14 protein-coding genes and 1 other RNA gene are annotated in these 17,509 nt (G+C 47.0%); 8 read left to right on the top strand and 7 right to left on the bottom strand.

The window, feature by feature from the left end; genetic code table 11:
- Positions 1–26: 26 nt before the first annotated feature.
- Positions 27–2,702, top strand: a complete 2,676-nt coding sequence (locus ACZ5NB_RS14935; RefSeq protein ID WP_460233032.1) for a nitrate reductase — start codon at positions 27–29, stop codon at positions 2,700–2,702.
- Between the two features lie 73 nt (positions 2,703–2,775).
- Here the strand turns inward: ACZ5NB_RS14935 and ACZ5NB_RS14930 are convergent, their stop codons facing one another.
- Complete coding sequence (locus ACZ5NB_RS14930; protein WP_460233031.1) at positions 2,776–4,185, bottom strand: DUF5666 domain-containing protein; 1,410 nt, start codon at positions 4,183–4,185, stop codon at positions 2,776–2,778.
- 5 nt (positions 4,186–4,190) lie between these two features.
- Positions 4,191–4,997 (bottom strand): DUF6502 family protein, encoded by an 807-nt coding sequence (locus ACZ5NB_RS14925; protein WP_460233030.1) that lies wholly within the window; start codon positions 4,995–4,997, stop codon positions 4,191–4,193.
- A gap of 296 nt (positions 4,998–5,293) precedes the next feature.
- On the opposite strand from ACZ5NB_RS14925, the gene ACZ5NB_RS14920 reads away from it, so the two are divergent.
- A complete protein-coding gene (locus ACZ5NB_RS14920; RefSeq protein WP_460233029.1) occupies positions 5,294–6,970 on the top strand; it encodes an alpha/beta hydrolase family protein in 1,677 nt (558 codons plus the stop codon).
- A gap of 175 nt (positions 6,971–7,145) precedes the next feature.
- The gene (locus ACZ5NB_RS14915; protein WP_460233028.1) at positions 7,146–7,535 is read left to right on the top strand and encodes a PaaI family thioesterase; all 390 of its coding nucleotides are present in this window, start codon (positions 7,146–7,148) and stop codon (positions 7,533–7,535) included.
- 43 nt (positions 7,536–7,578) lie between these two features.
- Here the strand turns inward: ACZ5NB_RS14915 and ACZ5NB_RS14910 are convergent, their stop codons facing one another.
- On the bottom strand, positions 7,579–8,295 hold the full coding sequence (locus tag ACZ5NB_RS14910; protein WP_460233027.1) for a P-loop NTPase family protein: 717 nt from the start codon (positions 8,293–8,295) through the stop codon (positions 7,579–7,581).
- A gap of 264 nt (positions 8,296–8,559) precedes the next feature.
- The gene (locus ACZ5NB_RS14905) at positions 8,560–9,522 is read right to left on the bottom strand and encodes an AraC family transcriptional regulator (RefSeq protein WP_460233026.1); all 963 of its coding nucleotides are present in this window, start codon (positions 9,520–9,522) and stop codon (positions 8,560–8,562) included.
- A gap of 156 nt (positions 9,523–9,678) precedes the next feature.
- Between ACZ5NB_RS14905 and ACZ5NB_RS14900 the strand changes: the two genes are divergently transcribed.
- Together ACZ5NB_RS14900 and ACZ5NB_RS14895 are read left to right on the top strand one after the other, a co-directional pair.
- A complete protein-coding gene (locus ACZ5NB_RS14900) occupies positions 9,679–10,509 on the top strand; it encodes an NmrA family NAD(P)-binding protein (protein ID WP_460233025.1) in 831 nt (276 codons plus the stop codon).
- Between the two features lie 31 nt (positions 10,510–10,540).
- Positions 10,541–10,996, top strand: a complete 456-nt coding sequence (locus tag ACZ5NB_RS14895) for an anthrone oxygenase family protein (protein ID WP_460233024.1) — start codon at positions 10,541–10,543, stop codon at positions 10,994–10,996.
- Positions 10,997–11,077: 81 nt separating this feature from the next.
- Here ACZ5NB_RS14895 and ACZ5NB_RS14890 read toward each other — a convergent pair whose 3' ends face one another.
- Both ACZ5NB_RS14890 and ssrA read right to left on the bottom strand, forming a co-directional pair.
- On the bottom strand, positions 11,078–12,646 hold the full coding sequence (locus ACZ5NB_RS14890; RefSeq protein WP_460233023.1) for a cryptochrome/photolyase family protein: 1,569 nt from the start codon (positions 12,644–12,646) through the stop codon (positions 11,078–11,080).
- 163 nt (positions 12,647–12,809) lie between these two features.
- Positions 12,810–13,197, bottom strand: a transfer-messenger RNA (tmRNA) gene (ssrA, locus tag ACZ5NB_RS14885).
- Positions 13,198–13,506: 309 nt separating this feature from the next.
- Here ssrA and ACZ5NB_RS14880 point away from each other — a divergent pair.
- The 3 genes from ACZ5NB_RS14880 (at position 13,507) to ACZ5NB_RS14870 (ending at position 16,951) form a co-directional block, all read left to right on the top strand.
- The gene (locus ACZ5NB_RS14880; protein WP_460233022.1) at positions 13,507–14,856 is read left to right on the top strand and encodes a Do family serine endopeptidase; all 1,350 of its coding nucleotides are present in this window, start codon (positions 13,507–13,509) and stop codon (positions 14,854–14,856) included.
- A gap of 77 nt (positions 14,857–14,933) precedes the next feature.
- On the top strand, positions 14,934–15,956 hold the full coding sequence (gap, locus tag ACZ5NB_RS14875; RefSeq protein ID WP_460233021.1) for a type I glyceraldehyde-3-phosphate dehydrogenase: 1,023 nt from the start codon (positions 14,934–14,936) through the stop codon (positions 15,954–15,956).
- Between the two features lie 110 nt (positions 15,957–16,066).
- Positions 16,067–16,951, top strand: coding sequence for a hypothetical protein (locus ACZ5NB_RS14870; RefSeq protein WP_460233020.1), 885 nt, complete (start codon positions 16,067–16,069; stop codon positions 16,949–16,951).
- On the opposite strand, the gene smpB is transcribed toward ACZ5NB_RS14870, so the two are convergent.
- A complete protein-coding gene (gene smpB, locus ACZ5NB_RS14865) occupies positions 16,948–17,421 on the bottom strand; it encodes an SsrA-binding protein SmpB (RefSeq protein WP_460233019.1) in 474 nt (157 codons plus the stop codon). The genes ACZ5NB_RS14870 and smpB overlap by 4 nt on opposite strands.
- Between the last annotated feature and the right edge of the window lie 88 nt (positions 17,422–17,509).

Genomic DNA, 17,509 nt, shown 5'->3' with positions numbered 1-17,509 from the left:
TTTAGTTGACCCTTTGTGTAGTCGATATGAAACGTATAGAAACTGTTGAAATTAGTCAGAGCGGTAGCACAAATACTACGTGCCCATACTGTGGTGTTGGTTGTGGTGTTACCGTGTCGACGGGTGGCGACAATGATGTTCGAGTGAAAGGCGACAAAGCACACCCAGCAAACTATGGACGCTTGTGTGTGAAGGGCTCTGCGCTGGACGAAACCTTGAGTGCAGGAAACCGTTTGTTGCGTCCTAAAGTGAATGGAGAAGACGTTAGCTGGGAACAAGCGCTGGCCTACTCTAGCGGGAAGCTAAAAAGCATTATTGAGCAGTACGGCCCTGATTCAGTTGCTTTTTATCTTTCCGGACAATTACTGACAGAAGACTACTATGTTGCTAATAAACTGATGAAGGGGTTTATTGGCTCGGCGAATGTCGATACAAATTCCCGTCTGTGTATGTCATCAGCCGTTGCTGCACATAAGCGTGCGTTTGGTGGAGATCTGGTCCCAGGTTGCTACGAAGATATCGAGTTGGCGGATTTCCTTTTAATTGTTGGCTCAAATACAGCCTACGCCCATCCCATTGTTTTTCAGCGTATTGCGAAAGCAAAAAAAGAAAACCCCAATTTGACTGTTGTCGTTGTTGATCCACGAAGAACAGCGACTTGCGAAATTGCTGATATTCATTTGCCTATTAAGCCCGGTAGTGATGGGTTCTTTTTTAATGGCTTGTTGAGCTTTATTGCAGATAACGGCTGTATCGACGATGAATTTGTTCACCAACACACTGATGGATTTGCTGCTGCTTTAGCGCAAGCTAAATTACAAGTGCCAGACACTAAATCAGCGTCTCAGGCGTGTGACGTTGATGAAGACGTTTTACGACAGGTCTATAACTATTTTGTTGCTACTGATAGGGTCGTGACAATTTTTTCTCAAGGTATTAATCAATCGACGTCTGGCTGTGACAAAGGTAATGCAATTATTAACTGCCACCTTGCGACAGGAAAAATCGGAAAGCCTGGCGCGGCTCCTTTTTCTATTACGGGCCAGCCGAATGCTATGGGCGGAAGAGAAGTCGGAGGCTTGGCGAATCAATTAGCCGCGCATATGAGCTTTGATGTTCCTCATCACGTGCGTTTGGTTGAAGCGTTTTGGCAAGCGCCCAACATGGCCGAAAAGGAAGGCTTGAAAGCGGTTGATATGTTTCAAGCGGTCAACGATGGAAAGATTAAAGCTATTTGGATAATGGCGACTAACCCAGTGGTGAGTATGCCCAGCGCGGACTTTGTGCGTACCGCGTTGGAAAAGTGTGAGTTAGTCATTGTTAGCGACTGTGTCGACAATGGTGATACGACCAAAACAGCAGACGTGCTTTTTCCGGCCCAAGGGTGGGGGGAAAAGCAGGGTACAGCCACTAACTCGGAACGGTGCATTTCTTTTCAAAAATCGTTTCTTAAGCCTATGGGTGAAGCCAAACCGGATTGGGAAATTATTTCCCTCATGGCGCAGCATCTCGGTTTTAGGGATGGGTTTAGTTATAACCACCCCGTCGATATTTTTCGAGAGCATGCTCGGCTTTCAGGCTTTGAAAATGACGGTCAGCGTGGGTTTGATATCTCAGCATTGGAAAATATAACGCGAGAAGAATACGAAACATTAAAGCCGACTCAATGGCCTATTACCCAATCGTCACCTACGGGTACGCAGCGCCTGTTTGGAGACGGACAGTTTTTTACGCCCAGCAGAAAGGCGCAGTTCATCCCTATAGCGGCGCGTTATCCCGCGGAGTCGCCCACCAGTGATCAGTTGATAATGAATACTGGGCGAATTAGAGATCAATGGCATACGATGACGCGAACAGGAAAGGCCTCACGACTCTTATCTCACGTGGATGAGCCCTATGTGCAAATTAATCCTGTTGACGCAAAACGGTTTAATGTTACCGCCAATAGCATTGCGCATTTGAAAAATCATAACGGTGAATTTTTTGGGCGCGTAAAAGTCAGTACAGACCAACGACAAGGTGATATTTTTTCTCCTATTCATTGGAATAGCGCCTTTGCTTCTTCGAGTCGTGTTGGTGCGCTAGTGAGTTCAAATGTGGACCCTGTCGGTGGGCAGCCTGAATTTAAACATTGCCCCGTATCGTTAGAAGCATTTACACCCAGCGTCGAAGGTTTTTGTCTCATTGCTAATGATCTTTCCGGGAGTTGGACACCGGCAGTGGACTATTGGGTAAAGGTCACATTAATTTCGGGAACGAAATATATTTTGGCGAACAAAGGTGTTGACGGTTGTTCTATTGGAGATTTTAAGGCTGCGTTTCCGCAAGTTGAATCGTGGGTCGACATGTCTCTTTCCAGCGGAGTTGCTGCCCGTGCAGCGGGCTTTATCGGTAATCAGCTAAAAGTTGTCGTCGTGTTGGACTCTCAAGTCGATAAATTAATGGATAGCACCTGGCTTGAGTCAAAATTAGAAACCGAAGTAGAAACCGATATCCGTTATCAGTTGTTGGCGGGTTCTCCCGGCGACGGTGCTTCTGCGCCAGGCAAAATAATTTGCTCATGTTTTCAGGTGGGTGAGAACCAAATAAAGAGCGCTATAGAAGAGGGTTGTGCTAGCGTCGAAAGCTTGGGTGAAAACTTGAAATGTGGAACCAATTGCGGGTCGTGTATTCCGGAAATTCAGCAGCTTATTCCGGGTTAGTATGCTTTAGATGACCAAGTCACCTGGAGGTGACTTGGTCTATATAGAGTCATCGCTTTTGACGATTAAGGCGTTACTCAAACTCTACTTCGTCAGCCGTCCCATCGGTAGTCAACTCATCTTGAAGTTTAATGATTGACCCTTCTTGTAGGGTTGAAAAGAAGTTTGTACTCGATATGGCAGATTCATTGGCATCTTTGAATTGCGTGCTACCATCCACTGAATAGGTGATACCGAATAGGGTGATACTACTTCCGCTAACAAAACTATCAACAGGTCCTTGCACTTCGTCATCGTCTAAATCATCTCGGCGAACTTCGGTAGCGATGTAGCTACTTCCATTGTCGATGAGCCGTACTTCCAGGAAATCGCTTGGTGTGATTTCATCCACAGTAAATATGTCTTCGACCCCTGTTTTATCATCCATTCGGGTACTGTTGTCGACTGTGAAATCGACGGTACCGTTGAATAAACTTAATGTGACTGTTTGACCGTTGATGGCTGAAACCGTCGCATTGATTTCTAGTTCACTGTCTCTCGCTTCAACCGATCTTGCCCGAAGCACGCCACCTTCAATTGGGCCTTCGACCTCTACTTTTAGATCGTTGGCTAACACCAGTGAAGCAGGGCTAAATGTGGCCGAGGATGCATCAACTTCCTGGCCAAGAATAGAAAAGGTTGTACCCGATAGGTTGGTGATAAAACCTTCGATGCTCACTTTGTCTATTTCATCACCGAAAATATCGTCCTCTTGCTGAACACGCGTTGCGGTAATGGTTGTGCCGTTTAATGTCCCTTTTACTTCAACACCGAGTCCATTGGATAGAGGTTCTTCGACTTCCGATGCAGTGCTGTAGTCAACGGTATAGGTTCCAACAACAAAACTCATGGCCACGGTATCGAGTGAATTAATCTGTCCTTTGATTTCAACTTCACTTATATCGGTTTGGAAGGCAGATTTTCGTTCAATACGGCTGGCTACCAACTGATTGGCGCTATTGCGGAAGCCGCTAACTTCAACAAGGTCATCGACAGCAATGGTGTCAAAACTGGTGTCATCGAAGACGGTTGAAACAGGATCGAGAATAACGGTTGTATTCAACACAATAATTTCCCGTTTACCATTGGTTAGCACTGCACCAATTGAACTAACGGGGCCTTGAACTTCATTGTCAAAAACAACGGTGGTCGCAGTGCCTGTGTTACCTGTTCCATCAATTTCACCTGAAACAGTGACAACCATGCCGAGTTTAAGGTCAGATTCCGAGCCAGGGTTATCGTCAATAGTGATCGAGGATGAGTCGGTTTCGAATTCAACGCCATTCACAAAAATACTGCCAAAGCCGGTAATCGAGCCCGTTGCTTGAGCGGGTGAGCCGGTACCGCCAATGCCAACGACTTCGCCGTTACTGGAACTACCACCGCCACCGCCACAGCCAATCAATGGGAGAATTAATACGGATGGAATTATTAATCGTTTCATAGTCTTTAATCCTTTCGATCGCTGGGTTTTTCCGAATAGTAGATGCCAAGTGCGACGTAATGGCAGTCTGCTTCAGAATCGCGCACTTCGCGTTCCGATAGCCATGCATCTAATTCTTCGAGTAATTGCTGAGATTTTTCACTGCTTAGTTGCTGAAAATCTGAAACCATCGCTGGGTTTAATCGATGGCTAGAGACTTTGCGTTGAAATCTGAGTTGGTCAGTTGTTGAGTTGATGTTGTGATCAATGGTGTCGATTAGCTCGGCAACATCAGTGCCCAATATATTTAACTTGTCAGCGGGGGCATTACTGGGGATGTAGGCATGGCTGACAAGTTCGATTCCACGGTCTGTTTCGTTGATACACTTTGCTTCGCTCAGCAAAATTTGCATGGCTGCTACCGGTATATCACCGCTAAAGCGCTTCACGAGTTCCGAGAATGACGCGTGTCCATCCAGCGGTAAGCACTTCGGTTGACCCTGGTCGTCTAAAAACTCCTGATCGTTTAGCCATCCACTGATTACCCTCACTGCACGGTTGTATCGCTGGTCTGCGGCTTGGGTATCCAGCGCTTGTAGCTCGTGAAGTCGTTTGGTTTCCTTACGCGTAAGCCCCGTCATGCCGGACACTCCGGACACCGTGCCTCTTCTGCCTGTTTCTTCCATTAATTCAAAGCCCACGTCGACATAGGTCTTGCGGATTAATTCAGCTAGGGTCCCGTAGGCAATCCCATTCCTTATCAGAATGCGGGTCAGCGCCTTTAGGATTCGAAGCGTTGCAGATGTAATCGGTGATTCGGTTGTATTAGCCATATTTGGGAATATATTCCCAAATATGGCGTTTGTCCAGCAAGTTGTGGTGCTGATGCGTTAAATGTGAGCTATTCCACGTTGCAAATAGGTTGTTTTCTGTACGGCAGCTGTGGTTCGGGTTGGTTAGGGGAGGTTGACGGAGAATAGCTGCGACTATTGTGGTCCATAGTTAGCAGATATTATTCGCTGTACTTGTTGGCTTGCTCGTTTTTGTGCGCCCGTTTAGATCGCCAATGCAGCAATGTAGTAGCATATTGTGCAGTCCCTGCCCTTATAAATGAGTAGAAGGAAGCTAAATGAAATTTCCCGTTTACCAAAACCTATTCTTGTTAGTGTGCTTAGTCTCAATCGTTTCCTGTGGCGGAGGGGGGAGTAGCAGCAGCGGCGGCGGAGGTGGAGGTGATGTGCCAGATGATGGGATCACTTTGCTCGACTCCTTGCCAGCTATTAACAGCGTTTCAACAATGAATGCGCCTCACTTCGCTTTGAGTCACTTGGCGACTAGCGGTTTGACCTATAGCTACTCTGAACCGTGCAGCTTAACGACTTCGCGGTTGATTATTCGAGGCACCAGCGATATTGACGATACGTCTAAGAATCGATTGGTTGATCATTTGCTAACGTGCGATGACGACTTAACCGCTGACAGCAACCAAACCATTACGCTTGAAGATTCTGCATCTCAAACATTGAGCCTATTGTTTAGAAGTGCGGCTTCGGTGACACCCGCAAACGAACGTATCAATGTTGTTGAGCAAGAGACGTTACCGCTAAACAGCATTGGGAATATTACGGCGCTTACATTGCTTGAAGGCGCGGTGGAAGAAGCGGATCTATCACCTCTGGTTGAAGCGTTGGTGAATAGTTTGCTGAATGATATTGCGAATGATGAATTGCCAAATTTGTTTAATCCGTTGTCAGAGTATGATGTCGTTACGCAAACGGTTTTATATGAGTCGATTGATCCTCGGGGTAATGTCAGCCAAGATCTATCCGGGTTGATTGTATTTCCCGATACGAGTGGCCTGAGTAATTTTACCCCGAAGAACGACATTGTATTGCTGACGCATTCCACTGACCTTACACCAAGTGATAAAAGTACGTCGGGGCCTTGGTATAACTTGGCAATTGTGCTGGCTAGCCGTGGATACTTGGTGGTTGTGCCAGACAATTATGGTTTGGGCAACACCAGTGCTGAAACAGAAACCTACCTTCAAGCAAAACGAACGGGAATTAATGCGGTGGACTTAATTTCATCTGCGATTAATTCGGGCAATTATGACGATGTCATAACGCCCAGTGCTGGTGCCAAAAATGTCGCGATTGCTGGCTATTCTCAGGGTGGCCATAGTGCAGTGGCTGCGTGGCAAGAGATTTTGCATAATCGGCAAGGCGAATTAAAAACCACTCGGCTTTATACCGGTGCTGGTCCCTACAATGTGTATGAGACAGTGAAAGGCGTTATTAACTATGCCAACGGCACCTGTTTGATGGATGATTATTGTCGTTACGTTAATGATGAATTGGTGACAGCTTATGCCGTAGAGCGAATTTTACCTCCATTGCTTCAATACGCAGACACGGGTTTAGAAACAGCAGATGTCATCACTGGAACGCAGCTTACGAATGATTTCACAGCCGGTTTTATCGGTAACCTCAGCGCTTATAACGCACTAAAAGCACTATTACAGCTGAGTAGTTATACAAACATAACTAATCCAGGAGTCGCATTCAGCGACTCGACATTAGACGTCTACTTTTACCATTCAAATTATGACCGGCTTGTGGCGCGTGCAAACAGCGATGAGTTTATCGATAGTTTGGGCGGGTACGTTCAAGGTATTTATGATGTCAGCGATAGTTGTAATTCGAGCAATATTCAGCTGCTATACGCCAACGTCAGTGAGGTCGGGGTGGTGCATGGGGTATGTGGCATTATCATGATTGATGATTTACTCGCAGAATTTGATTAAGCACATAGACTAATTATTTGGTGTTGTTGAATAATTCTTTAGCTATTTAAAAGACTGATAGCTTGCATTGTCATTGATTATTTGAAATCTAAACAATTAGCGCTTAGTGTGCTCCACATATATTTGTGAATTCTTTCTTGATTCTAGCGTTTACAAAATGTGGAGCCGATCAGATATGTCCGAGCCGCTGAAATTTCCATTTGCGGAATTAATTGGGTTGAATCTTGTGCGTCGGGGCGACGGTGAAAGCGAGTGCGAACTCGACATTTCAGAAAAACATATGAACCCTCATGGCATTGCCCACGGCGGTGCGGTATTTTCGCTGGTGGATACGGGCATGGGTAATGCGGTAACAACTTTACTTGATGACGGCGAAATGCCCTCAACAATCGAAATAAAAATTAACTATCTGCGTCCGGCTGTCGAAGGGAAAGTGATCTGTCAAACCCGCGTCGTCAGTAGAGGCAGGCGTACCGCGGTGATCGAAAGCCGTGTTGTTGATCAGCAGGGCAAAGATGTGTGCCTTGCTTTGGGTACATTTATGATCTTGTCAAAACAAAACTAAAGGTGAAAGTCGATAGCGTTTGCTATCGACTAAATTGTGCTAGTTACACAACAGGTGCTTCTTCAATCTCGGGTGAAAAACTCAGCAGTTCATTGAGTTGGGTATAATTTTTCTCCATCCACACCTTAACTCGATGTTTTTCCACTCGCGTTAGGCGGTCGCTACTGTTTGCGGCGGCCCAAAAGCTCAAGCTACTAAAATCGATTTTGCTAGCTAGTAGCGGGTGCAGTTTCTCAAGGGTTAATGTTTTAGCGCCATCCTGTATCGCGTTTTTGAAGTAGCTAGAGTTCTGCAACACTGAAAAGTGTTCACCCCGCCCAGCATTTTGTACGATAACTGTTGTCAAATTCTTATGCTTGAACTGATTTAGCGCTTTCGTCAATAAGGTAATGGAATCATAGCCGCCATCCGCAACGTGCCAGTAGTAAACCTCGAATCCAATCGATTGCAGAAGATCTAGAATTCCACTTTCTTTCATCCATTGACTTAAGTCATCCAAGGTTTGCGCCGCAAGATCAACCAAAATATCTGACTTGCCTAATTCTGCTGCGTCAATAATTTGATCGAGGCTTTCATACTGGTCGACAAAGACAGGCGACGTATACCCATCGTAAAAACGGCTAAAGGTCTGATGGGACTGATCGGAGTCAAAGCCAACAAAGGGTTTTCCGTGGTCGATATAGTACTGCGCCAACAATCGCGCGGTGAACGATTTACCCACGCCACCTTTTTCACCACCAATCAAATGCAACTTCGCCATACGCAACCCTTCTGTCATGGATGTATCAAAACTAGGCCCATCATAATAGGGTTGCGTTGCAGTGTTGTGAAGAACCTAGCGATATTTTTATCGTTATGATCATACTCTTTGCTCTGGTTGTTCGACGTCATGGTGGGCGTTAAGCCATTACCGCAATATTACGGGTGATGGGTCGCCGCTTAACGTAAAATCGGCCCAGTCTTTGGTGGCATGAATAAGCGTTGGAACGGTTTGCCGGGGATCGACTAAAAAGCGTCGCTACGCTTAGGCTTTTTTGTCTCGCGATGGGCGTAAGGGTGGGACGCCAAATACACGTTTGTAGGCTCGCGAAAAAGCGGCTTCGGATTGGTAGCCCAGTTCTTCTGCTAGATCAACCAGCGGGATTGGCGATTGCATAATTTTAATGCGGGCTAGGCTCATTCTCCATTCAGTCAGGTATTGCTTGGCGGAGGTGCCAATGATTTCTGTAAACCGCGCTGAGAATCCTGACCGTGACATGCCTGCGTGGTGGGCAAGCTGCTCCACGGTCCATATCGTTTCGGGATGAGCGTGCATTGCTGCGAGGGCCTTTCCGATCTTTGGGTCTTTCAATGCGCCGAGCCACCCTGAGTTCGCTTCGGGTGAGTGTTCGAGCCAATAGCGAATGGCTTTTATCACAATAATATCGGCTAGATGGGCAACGACAGTTTCACCGCCTGCACGGAGTGAGCTGGCTTCTTCGGCCATGATGTCCATAAGACCTTGTAGTGCCGCGGGTAATTGGTTGTTGTCACTTTGCATGTGAATAGCAGCGGGTAGTTGAGCGACGAGTTTTTCCCCAGCAACGTGATCAAAACTAACAACACCACAGGTCAGTAGTGTTTGTTGTCCACCGCCGCCGTGTCGTATTAATTCAAAGCGATCAGACAATTTGTTGACTGGTATCTCGAAGAACGGTTGGCAAGAAACGTCTCTGTCTGAGCAGATCCGGTGCCCCTCGCCGCGAGGGAGCAATACTAATTCACCAGGCTGTAGCGATATATCTTCTCGTTCCGGGAAACGTAATAAGCAGCTACCTTCGGTAATGATGTGAAACATCATCTTCCCTTTCATCGGTGGCATATCCATGCCCCACGGGGCGCTCAGCTCTGAATTGGCATAGATCAGGCCGTTGAGTCGCAACGAGTACAGGGTTTCCCCAAGCGTATCACTCGGTGCTGGAATATCGCGCTGTTGGGTGATTTCCATTGACTGCCAGCCATGACGTTAGGTTTGGACAAAGTGCTAAGAAATATAGAGATGTGATCATTAAACATCAAGGTTTGTGCTCGTAGACTTGTTTTCGTTCTCAAGGGAATCCTTTGAAAGCACTTCCAGAAAATCAACGAGCAAGGAGAGTACACCATGAAAAATGAAGCAATCGCTATTGTTGGGGCAACAGGCAAAACAGGCGCACGAGTTTTACAACGTTTGGATTCGCTGGGTTACACCACACGAGGTCTTTCACGTAACAGTGAGTTTGCATTTGATTGGGCGGACAAATCGGGCTGGCAGCACGCATTGCAAGGAGTGAAAACAGCCTACGTCACCTACTTCCCAGATTTAGCGGTACCTCAAGCAGAGAGTGACATTCGTGAGTTTGTAGAGTGCGCAAAATCAGTGGGAATCAATCACTTGGTGTTACTGTCCGGGCGAGGAGAAGAGGGCGCGCAAAGGGCGGAGAATGTCGTTAAATATAGTGGTTTAGACTGGAATGTTGTTCGGGCAAGTTGGTTTATGCAGAACTTCAGTGAAAGCTTCATGCTGGATGGTTTGAAGGGCGGTGAGTTGTTGTTACCTGAGCCGAAGGCGAATGAACCCTTTATCGATGTGGATGATATTGCTGAAGTGGTCGTTGCGGCGTTGATACGTCCTGAGCTTAGAAATCAATTATTGGAAATAACTGGTCCAGAGCTACTGTCTTTTTCACAGTGTGTGAAAACAATTGCCGACGCGAGTCATCGTGACATTGGTTTCGAAACAGCACCTGTTGACGCTTACTTGGTAGGCGCCAAAGCACAAGGCTTGCCAGATGATATCGCCTGGTTGCTCAATGAACTGTTCGTCAATGTACTCGATGGGCGTAACGAGAATACAACTGATACCGTTGAGCATGTACTTGGCAGACCAGCGCGACGTTTTCAGGATTACGTAAATGGTCTAGTTAATACCGGCGTGTGGTCGGCGGCTAACTAGGCAATTAACAGCCGAATATTGGAGTCTCGATATGATCCTTCTACTTATCTTAATGACCGGTCTTATGGCCGGTATCTATTTTGTTTTTTCAGTAGTCATTATGAAATCGTTAGCGGCATTGCCCGCCAACGATGGGGCTAAAGCAATGAACAAAATTAACGATGTCATTTTGAATACCGCTTTTATGCCATTATTTTTCATCTCAACACTATGGTTTGCAGGTTTGATTGTGTGGTCATTTGCTGACTGGCACGTAGGCCGCTCCTCACTGGAAGTCAGTGCTGCTGTAATCTATATCGTGGGTATGTTTTGTGTGACGGCGTTTGGTAACGTTCCGCTCAATAATTATCTGAAACAAAGTGAAGATAATGAACAATACTTAACGCGTGCTTGGCAAGAGTACTTGTCAAAATGGACAGTGCTCAATCACCTGCGAACTATCAGTTGTATTGCAGCGTGTGCGGTACTGGTCCTGGCACAATTGTAGCCATGATTTTTTAACGGGGAGAACAAAAGATATTCTGGCTGGGGCTTTTACGGAGTTTGTTGATAGCTAATAGTCGCTGGGCTAGGCATAAGAACTTTTGACAATAATCTCGCGTTCTTCGTCACTCTTTCGCCACCAATTTTTATAAGCGAATGCCATCCTGGGGTTTTTCCCAAGCGTGTCGGCGTGTCGATCGAGGAACTGCCAGTACAATCCATTGATGGGGCATGCATTATCTCCGACGGTTTCTTTGACATTAAACTCGCAGGATTTGCAGTAATCGCTCATACGATTGACGTAGGCGCCACTCGCGGCATAGGGTTTGGTGCCAACAATGCCGCCATCGGCAAATTGCGACATGCCTCGGGTGTTGGGAAGTTGCACCCATTCCAGTGCGTCGGCATAAACACCCAGATACCAAGCATCGACGTGGTCGGGGTTGATGCCCGCGAGCAAACAGTAGTTGCCAATAATCATTAGGCGTTGGATATGATGAGCGTAGGCGTGGTCGAGCGACTGTCCGATCGATTGTTTAAGGCAGTTCATGTCGGTGTCGCCGTCCCAGAAAAAATCTGGAAGGTCAGCGTTCGCGTTTAAACTATTTTGAGTAGCGTACTCGGGCATGTTTGCCCAGTAAATGCCGCGTACGAACTCTCGCCAACCTAATATTTGTCGAACGAAGCCTTCTACCTGGGCGAGGTCAATATCGGATCGGTTTCGATATGCATCAATGGCGGCATCAATCACTTCACGCGGATGCAGAAGTTTTGCGTTAATCGAAAAAGATAGTCGCGAATGATATAAGCTCCACGCGTTTGGGCTTTGGTCCGTCATCGCATCTTGGAATTTTCCGAATAAGGGTAAACAGCTATCACAGAAAAATGCCAGTAATTCGATAGATTGGTCTCGCGTTACTGGCCAGTCAATGCATGCCTTTTCAACACCAAAGCGTTCTACGCCTGCGTCGTTGAGTAGTGCGTAGATATCAGTGGCATCATTACTAAACACCTTGGGCTCGGGAATGTCTTTTAGGTCTTGTTTACTAAGCTTTTTTCTATTCTCCGAATCAAAATTCCAGCGGCCACCTTCGGGTTCCCCTTCCTCCATCAGTAGATCGAAGCGCTTGCGCATCATGCGGTAAAAGAATTCCATTTTCTTATGCTTGCTTTGTGGGAAAACCTGGTTTATTTCATCGGAAGGTAGTAGGAAATGCTCTGTGTCGACAATGGCGACAGGAGTTTTAGCCTTCGCCTGAAGATTTTGGACTTGCGCGAGTAGGCGCCATTCATCGGGCCGTTGAAACAGTATTGTTTCGGGTTGGTAGTGGTCGTATAGATTGGACAGTATTGACGCCAGGCAAGAGTTAGTTGATCGGCCTTTTTCGGCTCTAGCTTTTTCCTTAATCGCAATGGAGTCGTTAAGCCTGAAGTATTCAACGCGATGTCCGCCTTGCTTGAGGCTATCTGCAAAAGCACGCATGGCAAGAAAAAATGCAGCAATCTTTTGCGCGTGATGCTTTACGTAAGTCATTTCCTGAGGTAACTCAGCCATGGCATAAAGTACATCTTCACGCTGCTCGCTAAACCACGAGTGCTGTTGGTTTAACTGGTCGCCGAATATAAAGCGAATTTCTTTGGTGGTGGTACTCACGCGCGTTCCTGTGAAAGGTTTCATGTCTGTAATATCTAATCAGTACGTCTTTTCACTTAGGAAAGTTCATTGGGTCGCAGATAGGTGGCTATGTTGGAAGGGTAATATGAATTTGTAAGGGCAATAAAAAACCCCATCACCTTTCGGAGATGGGGTTTGTATTTGGTGGAGGCGGGGGGAGTTGAACCCCCGTCCGTCAGCACTCCGCTCAATGCTCTACATGCTTAGGTCCGTTGATTAATTTAGTCGCTATCAGCCCAACGGGCAGGACGTTAGCAACGAGTCCAGTAAAAGTTTAACAGCGCCGCCCCGAACATGCTTTGCTGCGATCCTATTCTGAATGACAGTCGTTAACGCGGTACAGGCACCTTGTTAAAAACCGCTAACGGCGCACCGTTAGAAGTGCTTCATCAACTGCTTACGCAGCTAATTGAGCACCGTAGTTGTCGTCATTGGCAACTAATAAAATGCAGCTTTGGATTTACGTGATTCGCTACCCTCACGACATGCACATTGAGTTTTGTTACCGGCGTCGAATCCTAATCGCCCCCAATTCTTCTATCTGACGCCGCTAGCTGCGTTGCGCTTCCTCTCTCGTTCAGTCACGTACTTTGTGTACGCTCCTTCACTTGCTCGTCGCGCGCCTTGCTAGAGGCGACATCTCTGTGAATTGGACTTACTTTTTGAGTCCATGCTTTGAAGTTGGCTGCTATGCGGCTTCTTCAGAGCAGTCGGTCATTGTATGACAAATGCCTTGGTAATAGTAGATGGGGCTGATTGGGTGGGTTTCAATGTGGTGCGGAGGTTGAAATGTGGGGTGGGGGCCCTATTGTAGGTAACTGGCTGATTTGGAGGGTTTTATGGGGCGACTATCGAAGGTATTGGTGGGTTTTTTTCTGGCGGTGATGTCCTCGACGGCTGTGGCGGCGTTGCCCGCCTTTGATTCACAAGGGCAGCAGTTACCGTCGTTGGCACCGATGCTCAAATCGGTTAATCCGGCGGTGGTCAATATATCAACGTTCTCGACGCAGCAAGCGTATAACCCGCTACTGAATGACCCCTTCTTTCGCTTCTTTTTTGATGCGCCACGAGGCAGGCCGCAGGTTCAGCGGCGTCAACAAAGTGCGGGCTCTGGGGTGATCGTCGATGCGGGTGATGGCATTGTACTGACTAATTACCACGTCATTAAGGGTGCCGATGAGGTGCAAGTAGCGCTGGTAGATGGTCGAGAGTTCACTGCAAAGGTGCGTGGCGCTGACCCGGATTTAGATATTGCTGTTTTGGAAATTGAACCGGATGCATTGCAAGCGGTAGCGCTGGCTGATTCAAATAGCCTGGAAGTGGGTGATTTTGTCGTCGCCATCGGCAACCCTTTTGGTATTGGCCAGACTGTCACCACGGGGATCGTGAGTGCGCTAGGTCGTACAGGGCTGGGTATTGAGGGTTATGAAAACTTTATTCAAACCGACGCTTCGATTAACCCTGGTAACTCTGGTGGCGCCTTGGTGAATTTGCGTGGTGAGTTAATCGGCATTAATACGGCAATTATTGCACCTGCAGGCGGAAACGTCGGCATTGGTTTTGCAATCCCCATTAATATGGCGAAAGCCAGCATGGAGCAGATCTTGCGGGACGGCGAAGTTAAGCGTGGCCAAATTGGCATCAGCTCACAGGATATGACCGCGGAACTGCGCCAAGCCTTCTCGTTAAAGCGTGGGCAAAAAGGGGTGTTGATCACCGGCGTCGACGCGAACTCTACGGCCGAGCAGGCGGGGCTTGAATCGGGTGACATAATTATCGCTATTGAGGGCGAGCCGACGCAATCTTACTCACAAATGCGCAGCCAACTTGGTGTGCGCGGTATTGGTGATGCGGTTGAAATCGAGTATCTGCGTGATGGTAAACGCCGCCGCACAGAGGTTGAAATTGCTCCGCCCAAACAATTGGATGCTACAGCGCAATTACACCCGCTGTTGGATGGTGTCCGTTTTGAGGAAAGCCCAGAAGGTAAAGGTGTTTTGGTTACCGGTTTGGCGCCTAACTCGGTTGCAGCCTATAGCGGCTTGCGACCGGGAGATTTAATTTACGGTGCGAATCGCTTGCGCGTGAGTGATTTGAAATCGTTGGTAGGTGCTGTGTCACGTAGTCGTCAACAAATATTGTTGCAAATTGTACGTGGCGGGCGTTCATTTTATGTGGTGTTACGCTAAACTGAATTAACGACGTGTCAATACAATGAAATTCATCGCGGGGTTTTTGGCAGCCCTTCTATTTGGAGAGCAACACTATGGCAGTACCAAAAATTGCAATTAATGGCTTTGGACGAATTGGTCGAACTGTATTACGCATCGCAAAATTACGTAAACACTATGATGTCGTTGCAGTGAATGATTTGGCCAGTGCTGATCAACTGGCTTACGCCTTGAAGTATGACAGTATTCATGGGCAGTACCCCGGTAAGATTGAAGTCGATGGCGATAAAATCATTGTCGATGGCGACCCTTTCGTCGTGCTCTCTGAAAAAGACCCTGCCGATTTACCTTGGGCGGATTTAGGGGTTGATTACGTTGTCGAGAGTACGGGTAAATTCCGCAAGTTAGAGCAGCTAGAGCAGCATTTAAAAGCGGGAGCAAAACGTGTACTACTCACAGTACCGAGTAAAGAGCCTTTGTCCGCAACAATTGTTTCCGGTGTTAATGATCATGTGGTCACGCCTGAATCAAAAATTATCAGTAATGCGAGTTGTACTACTAACTGTGCGGCACCGCTTGCGAAAGTGTTGCACGAAGCCTTCGGCGTAAAACGTGGTTTGCTTACCACAGTGCACGCTTATACGTCAGATCAACGATTAATTGATGCGCCCCATAGCGACAAACGCCGCTCGCGCAGTGCCGCAACGAACATTGTGCCGACCTCCACGGGTGCGGCAAAAGCCATTGGTGAAGTGTTGCCTGAACTTAAAGGTAAGCTCGATGGTTTAGCCATGCGCGTGCCGGTCAGTGATGGTAGCTTGGTGGATTTAACCGTTGAGCTGGAAAAAGAAGTCACAGTTGAGCAAGTTAACAAAGCGATGCTCGATGCCGCAGAAGGGCCGTTAAAAAATATTTTGTCGTATTGTGATGAGCCGATCGTTTCCAGCGATATTATTGGTAATACTCACTCCAGTATTTTCGATCCAGAACTGACGCAAGTGATGGATAAAACCTTGGTCAAAGTGGTGAGCTGGTACGACAATGAATTTGGCTATTCAACTCGAATGGAAGAGCTGATTGGCCGGTTGGCTGAAATGGATGGAATGCAGCTGTCTTAGTTGCATCCGGTTAGTCAAGCTTACAGATGTTTAATCGGGTTTTACTTGCAGCAAATACTATGCGGATGGTCTAATCGTAAGAAAAATTTACGGGAATTTTTTTGGTGCGAATGAATACTTTAAGCAAGTTGGCTTGGTTTCCTTTGTTGGTGGTGTTCGGGCTGGCGGGTTGTGATGATAGTGAGACTAAGTATATTTATATAGAGTCTGAGGATGATGCTGGTTCAGGTCAAGCCTCATTTGATCTTGATAATTTGCCAGGTACTTGGCTATACCGACAGATAACAGGGGTATACAACGTTGAAACTGATGAACTGTTGTACACGAGCTACGATGAAAGGCCTAATCTGTTTCGAGTGGATGACGGTCATGTTTTTTATTCAGAGTGTTTGAGTTACGAGACAGGGCGGCCAGCGATCGCTACTGATAATTTTCTATACCTTAATGGTGGCACTATGGCTTTCGAACCAGCCGGAGAAGGGATGTTTCGCACTATCTCTTCTGAGCGGTGGGTAGAGTCTTGGAATCCGGACCCAAGTCTTTATTATTTAAATAGAGCTGAACTAATAAAGGTAAGCGAAGAATATATATTGGACGCTGGGTTATTTACCCTTGGTGGCGGTTCGGTGAGCATTACTGAGTATGATCACGTGTGCCTTTCTCGAGGCTACAATGATTTGTTGCCTGAGCAATTATGGTTATCCCTTGAGTTCTTAGATCAGGGCGAGCGTGCGGGCTTCGATATTGCTATCAATGAAAGGTTGGTTGAGGGCAGTTATAGTTTTGACGAAAATGTCAGTGGCCCAATTGAATACATAAGTTTTAAATCGAATTCAGCTGCATTTGAAAGCGCAGTGGGTGATTTTCTGATCTTCCCAGCTCAAGCTGAAATTCTAATTACCGCTAGCGATGAGGAAAGCCTAATGGGGGCTTTTTCGTTCGAGTACAACGATGTTCCCTATTCGGGTGAGTTTCATTTTTTATTCGAGTATTAGTTACTCGCTTTCATAATCCGCCGCTTCTCGCGATTCCAATCCCGCTCTTTTTCGGTGGCGCGCTTGTCATGCATCTTTTTACCAACGGCGAGTGCGATTGATACCTTCACTAAATGCTTTTTCCAATACATCGATGTGGCCACCACGGCGTGGCCTTTCTGTTCGACTGCCTGTTGCAGTTTGACGATTTCTTTATCGTGCAATAACAGTTTGCGAACGCGAGTGGGTTCAGTGACGAAGTGGGTTGATGCGGTGGGTAACGGTTGGATTTGCGCGTTGGACATGAAGGCTTCGCCATTCCTAAAGAAAACGTAGCTGTCAGTGATTTGTACCTTGCCTGCGCGGCAGCTTTTGACTTCCCAGCCATGCAGTACGATACCCGCCTCGTAAGTATCCTGGATGTGATAGTCGAAGCGTGCTTTTTTGTTTTGCGCAATGTTATTGCTGGGTGTTTTTGGTTTCTTAGCCATGGCGGCGGATTATATAGGCCCGTGCCAAGCTTGCCTACGCCTGAGTTGTGAAGAATACCGTCCTCAATTTGCTATATACCTGACTGCC

Source organism: Aurantivibrio plasticivorans (genome assembly GCF_055392955.1).
This window is presented reverse-complemented; position numbering and strand designations above follow the sequence as displayed.

What these genes read in the sequence shown, in the direction of transcription:
- ACZ5NB_RS14925 (WP_460233030.1), bottom strand. Translation starts at nt 4,997, where the DNA reads ATGGCTAATACAACCGAATCACCGATTACATCTGCAACGCTTCGAATC.
- gap (WP_460233021.1), top strand. Translation starts at nt 14,934, where the DNA reads ATGGCAGTACCAAAAATTGCAATTAATGGCTTTGGACGAATTGGTCGA.
- ACZ5NB_RS14895 (WP_460233024.1), top strand. Translation starts at nt 10,541, where the DNA reads ATGATCCTTCTACTTATCTTAATGACCGGTCTTATGGCCGGTATCTAT.
- ACZ5NB_RS14900 (WP_460233025.1), top strand. Translation starts at nt 9,679, where the DNA reads ATGAAAAATGAAGCAATCGCTATTGTTGGGGCAACAGGCAAAACAGGC.
- ACZ5NB_RS14880 (WP_460233022.1), top strand. Translation starts at nt 13,507, where the DNA reads ATGGGGCGACTATCGAAGGTATTGGTGGGTTTTTTTCTGGCGGTGATG.
- ACZ5NB_RS14910 (WP_460233027.1), bottom strand. Translation starts at nt 8,295, where the DNA reads ATGGCGAAGTTGCATTTGATTGGTGGTGAAAAAGGTGGCGTGGGTAAA.
- ACZ5NB_RS14915 (WP_460233028.1), top strand. Translation starts at nt 7,146, where the DNA reads ATGTCCGAGCCGCTGAAATTTCCATTTGCGGAATTAATTGGGTTGAAT.
- ACZ5NB_RS14930 (WP_460233031.1), bottom strand. Translation starts at nt 4,185, where the DNA reads ATGAAACGATTAATAATTCCATCCGTATTAATTCTCCCATTGATTGGC.
- ACZ5NB_RS14935 (WP_460233032.1), top strand. Translation starts at nt 27, where the DNA reads ATGAAACGTATAGAAACTGTTGAAATTAGTCAGAGCGGTAGCACAAAT.
- ACZ5NB_RS14920 (WP_460233029.1), top strand. Translation starts at nt 5,294, where the DNA reads ATGAAATTTCCCGTTTACCAAAACCTATTCTTGTTAGTGTGCTTAGTC.
- ACZ5NB_RS14870 (WP_460233020.1), top strand. Translation starts at nt 16,067, where the DNA reads ATGAATACTTTAAGCAAGTTGGCTTGGTTTCCTTTGTTGGTGGTGTTC.
- smpB (WP_460233019.1), bottom strand. Translation starts at nt 17,421, where the DNA reads ATGGCTAAGAAACCAAAAACACCCAGCAATAACATTGCGCAAAACAAA.
- ACZ5NB_RS14905 (WP_460233026.1), bottom strand. Translation starts at nt 9,522, where the DNA reads ATGGAAATCACCCAACAGCGCGATATTCCAGCACCGAGTGATACGCTT.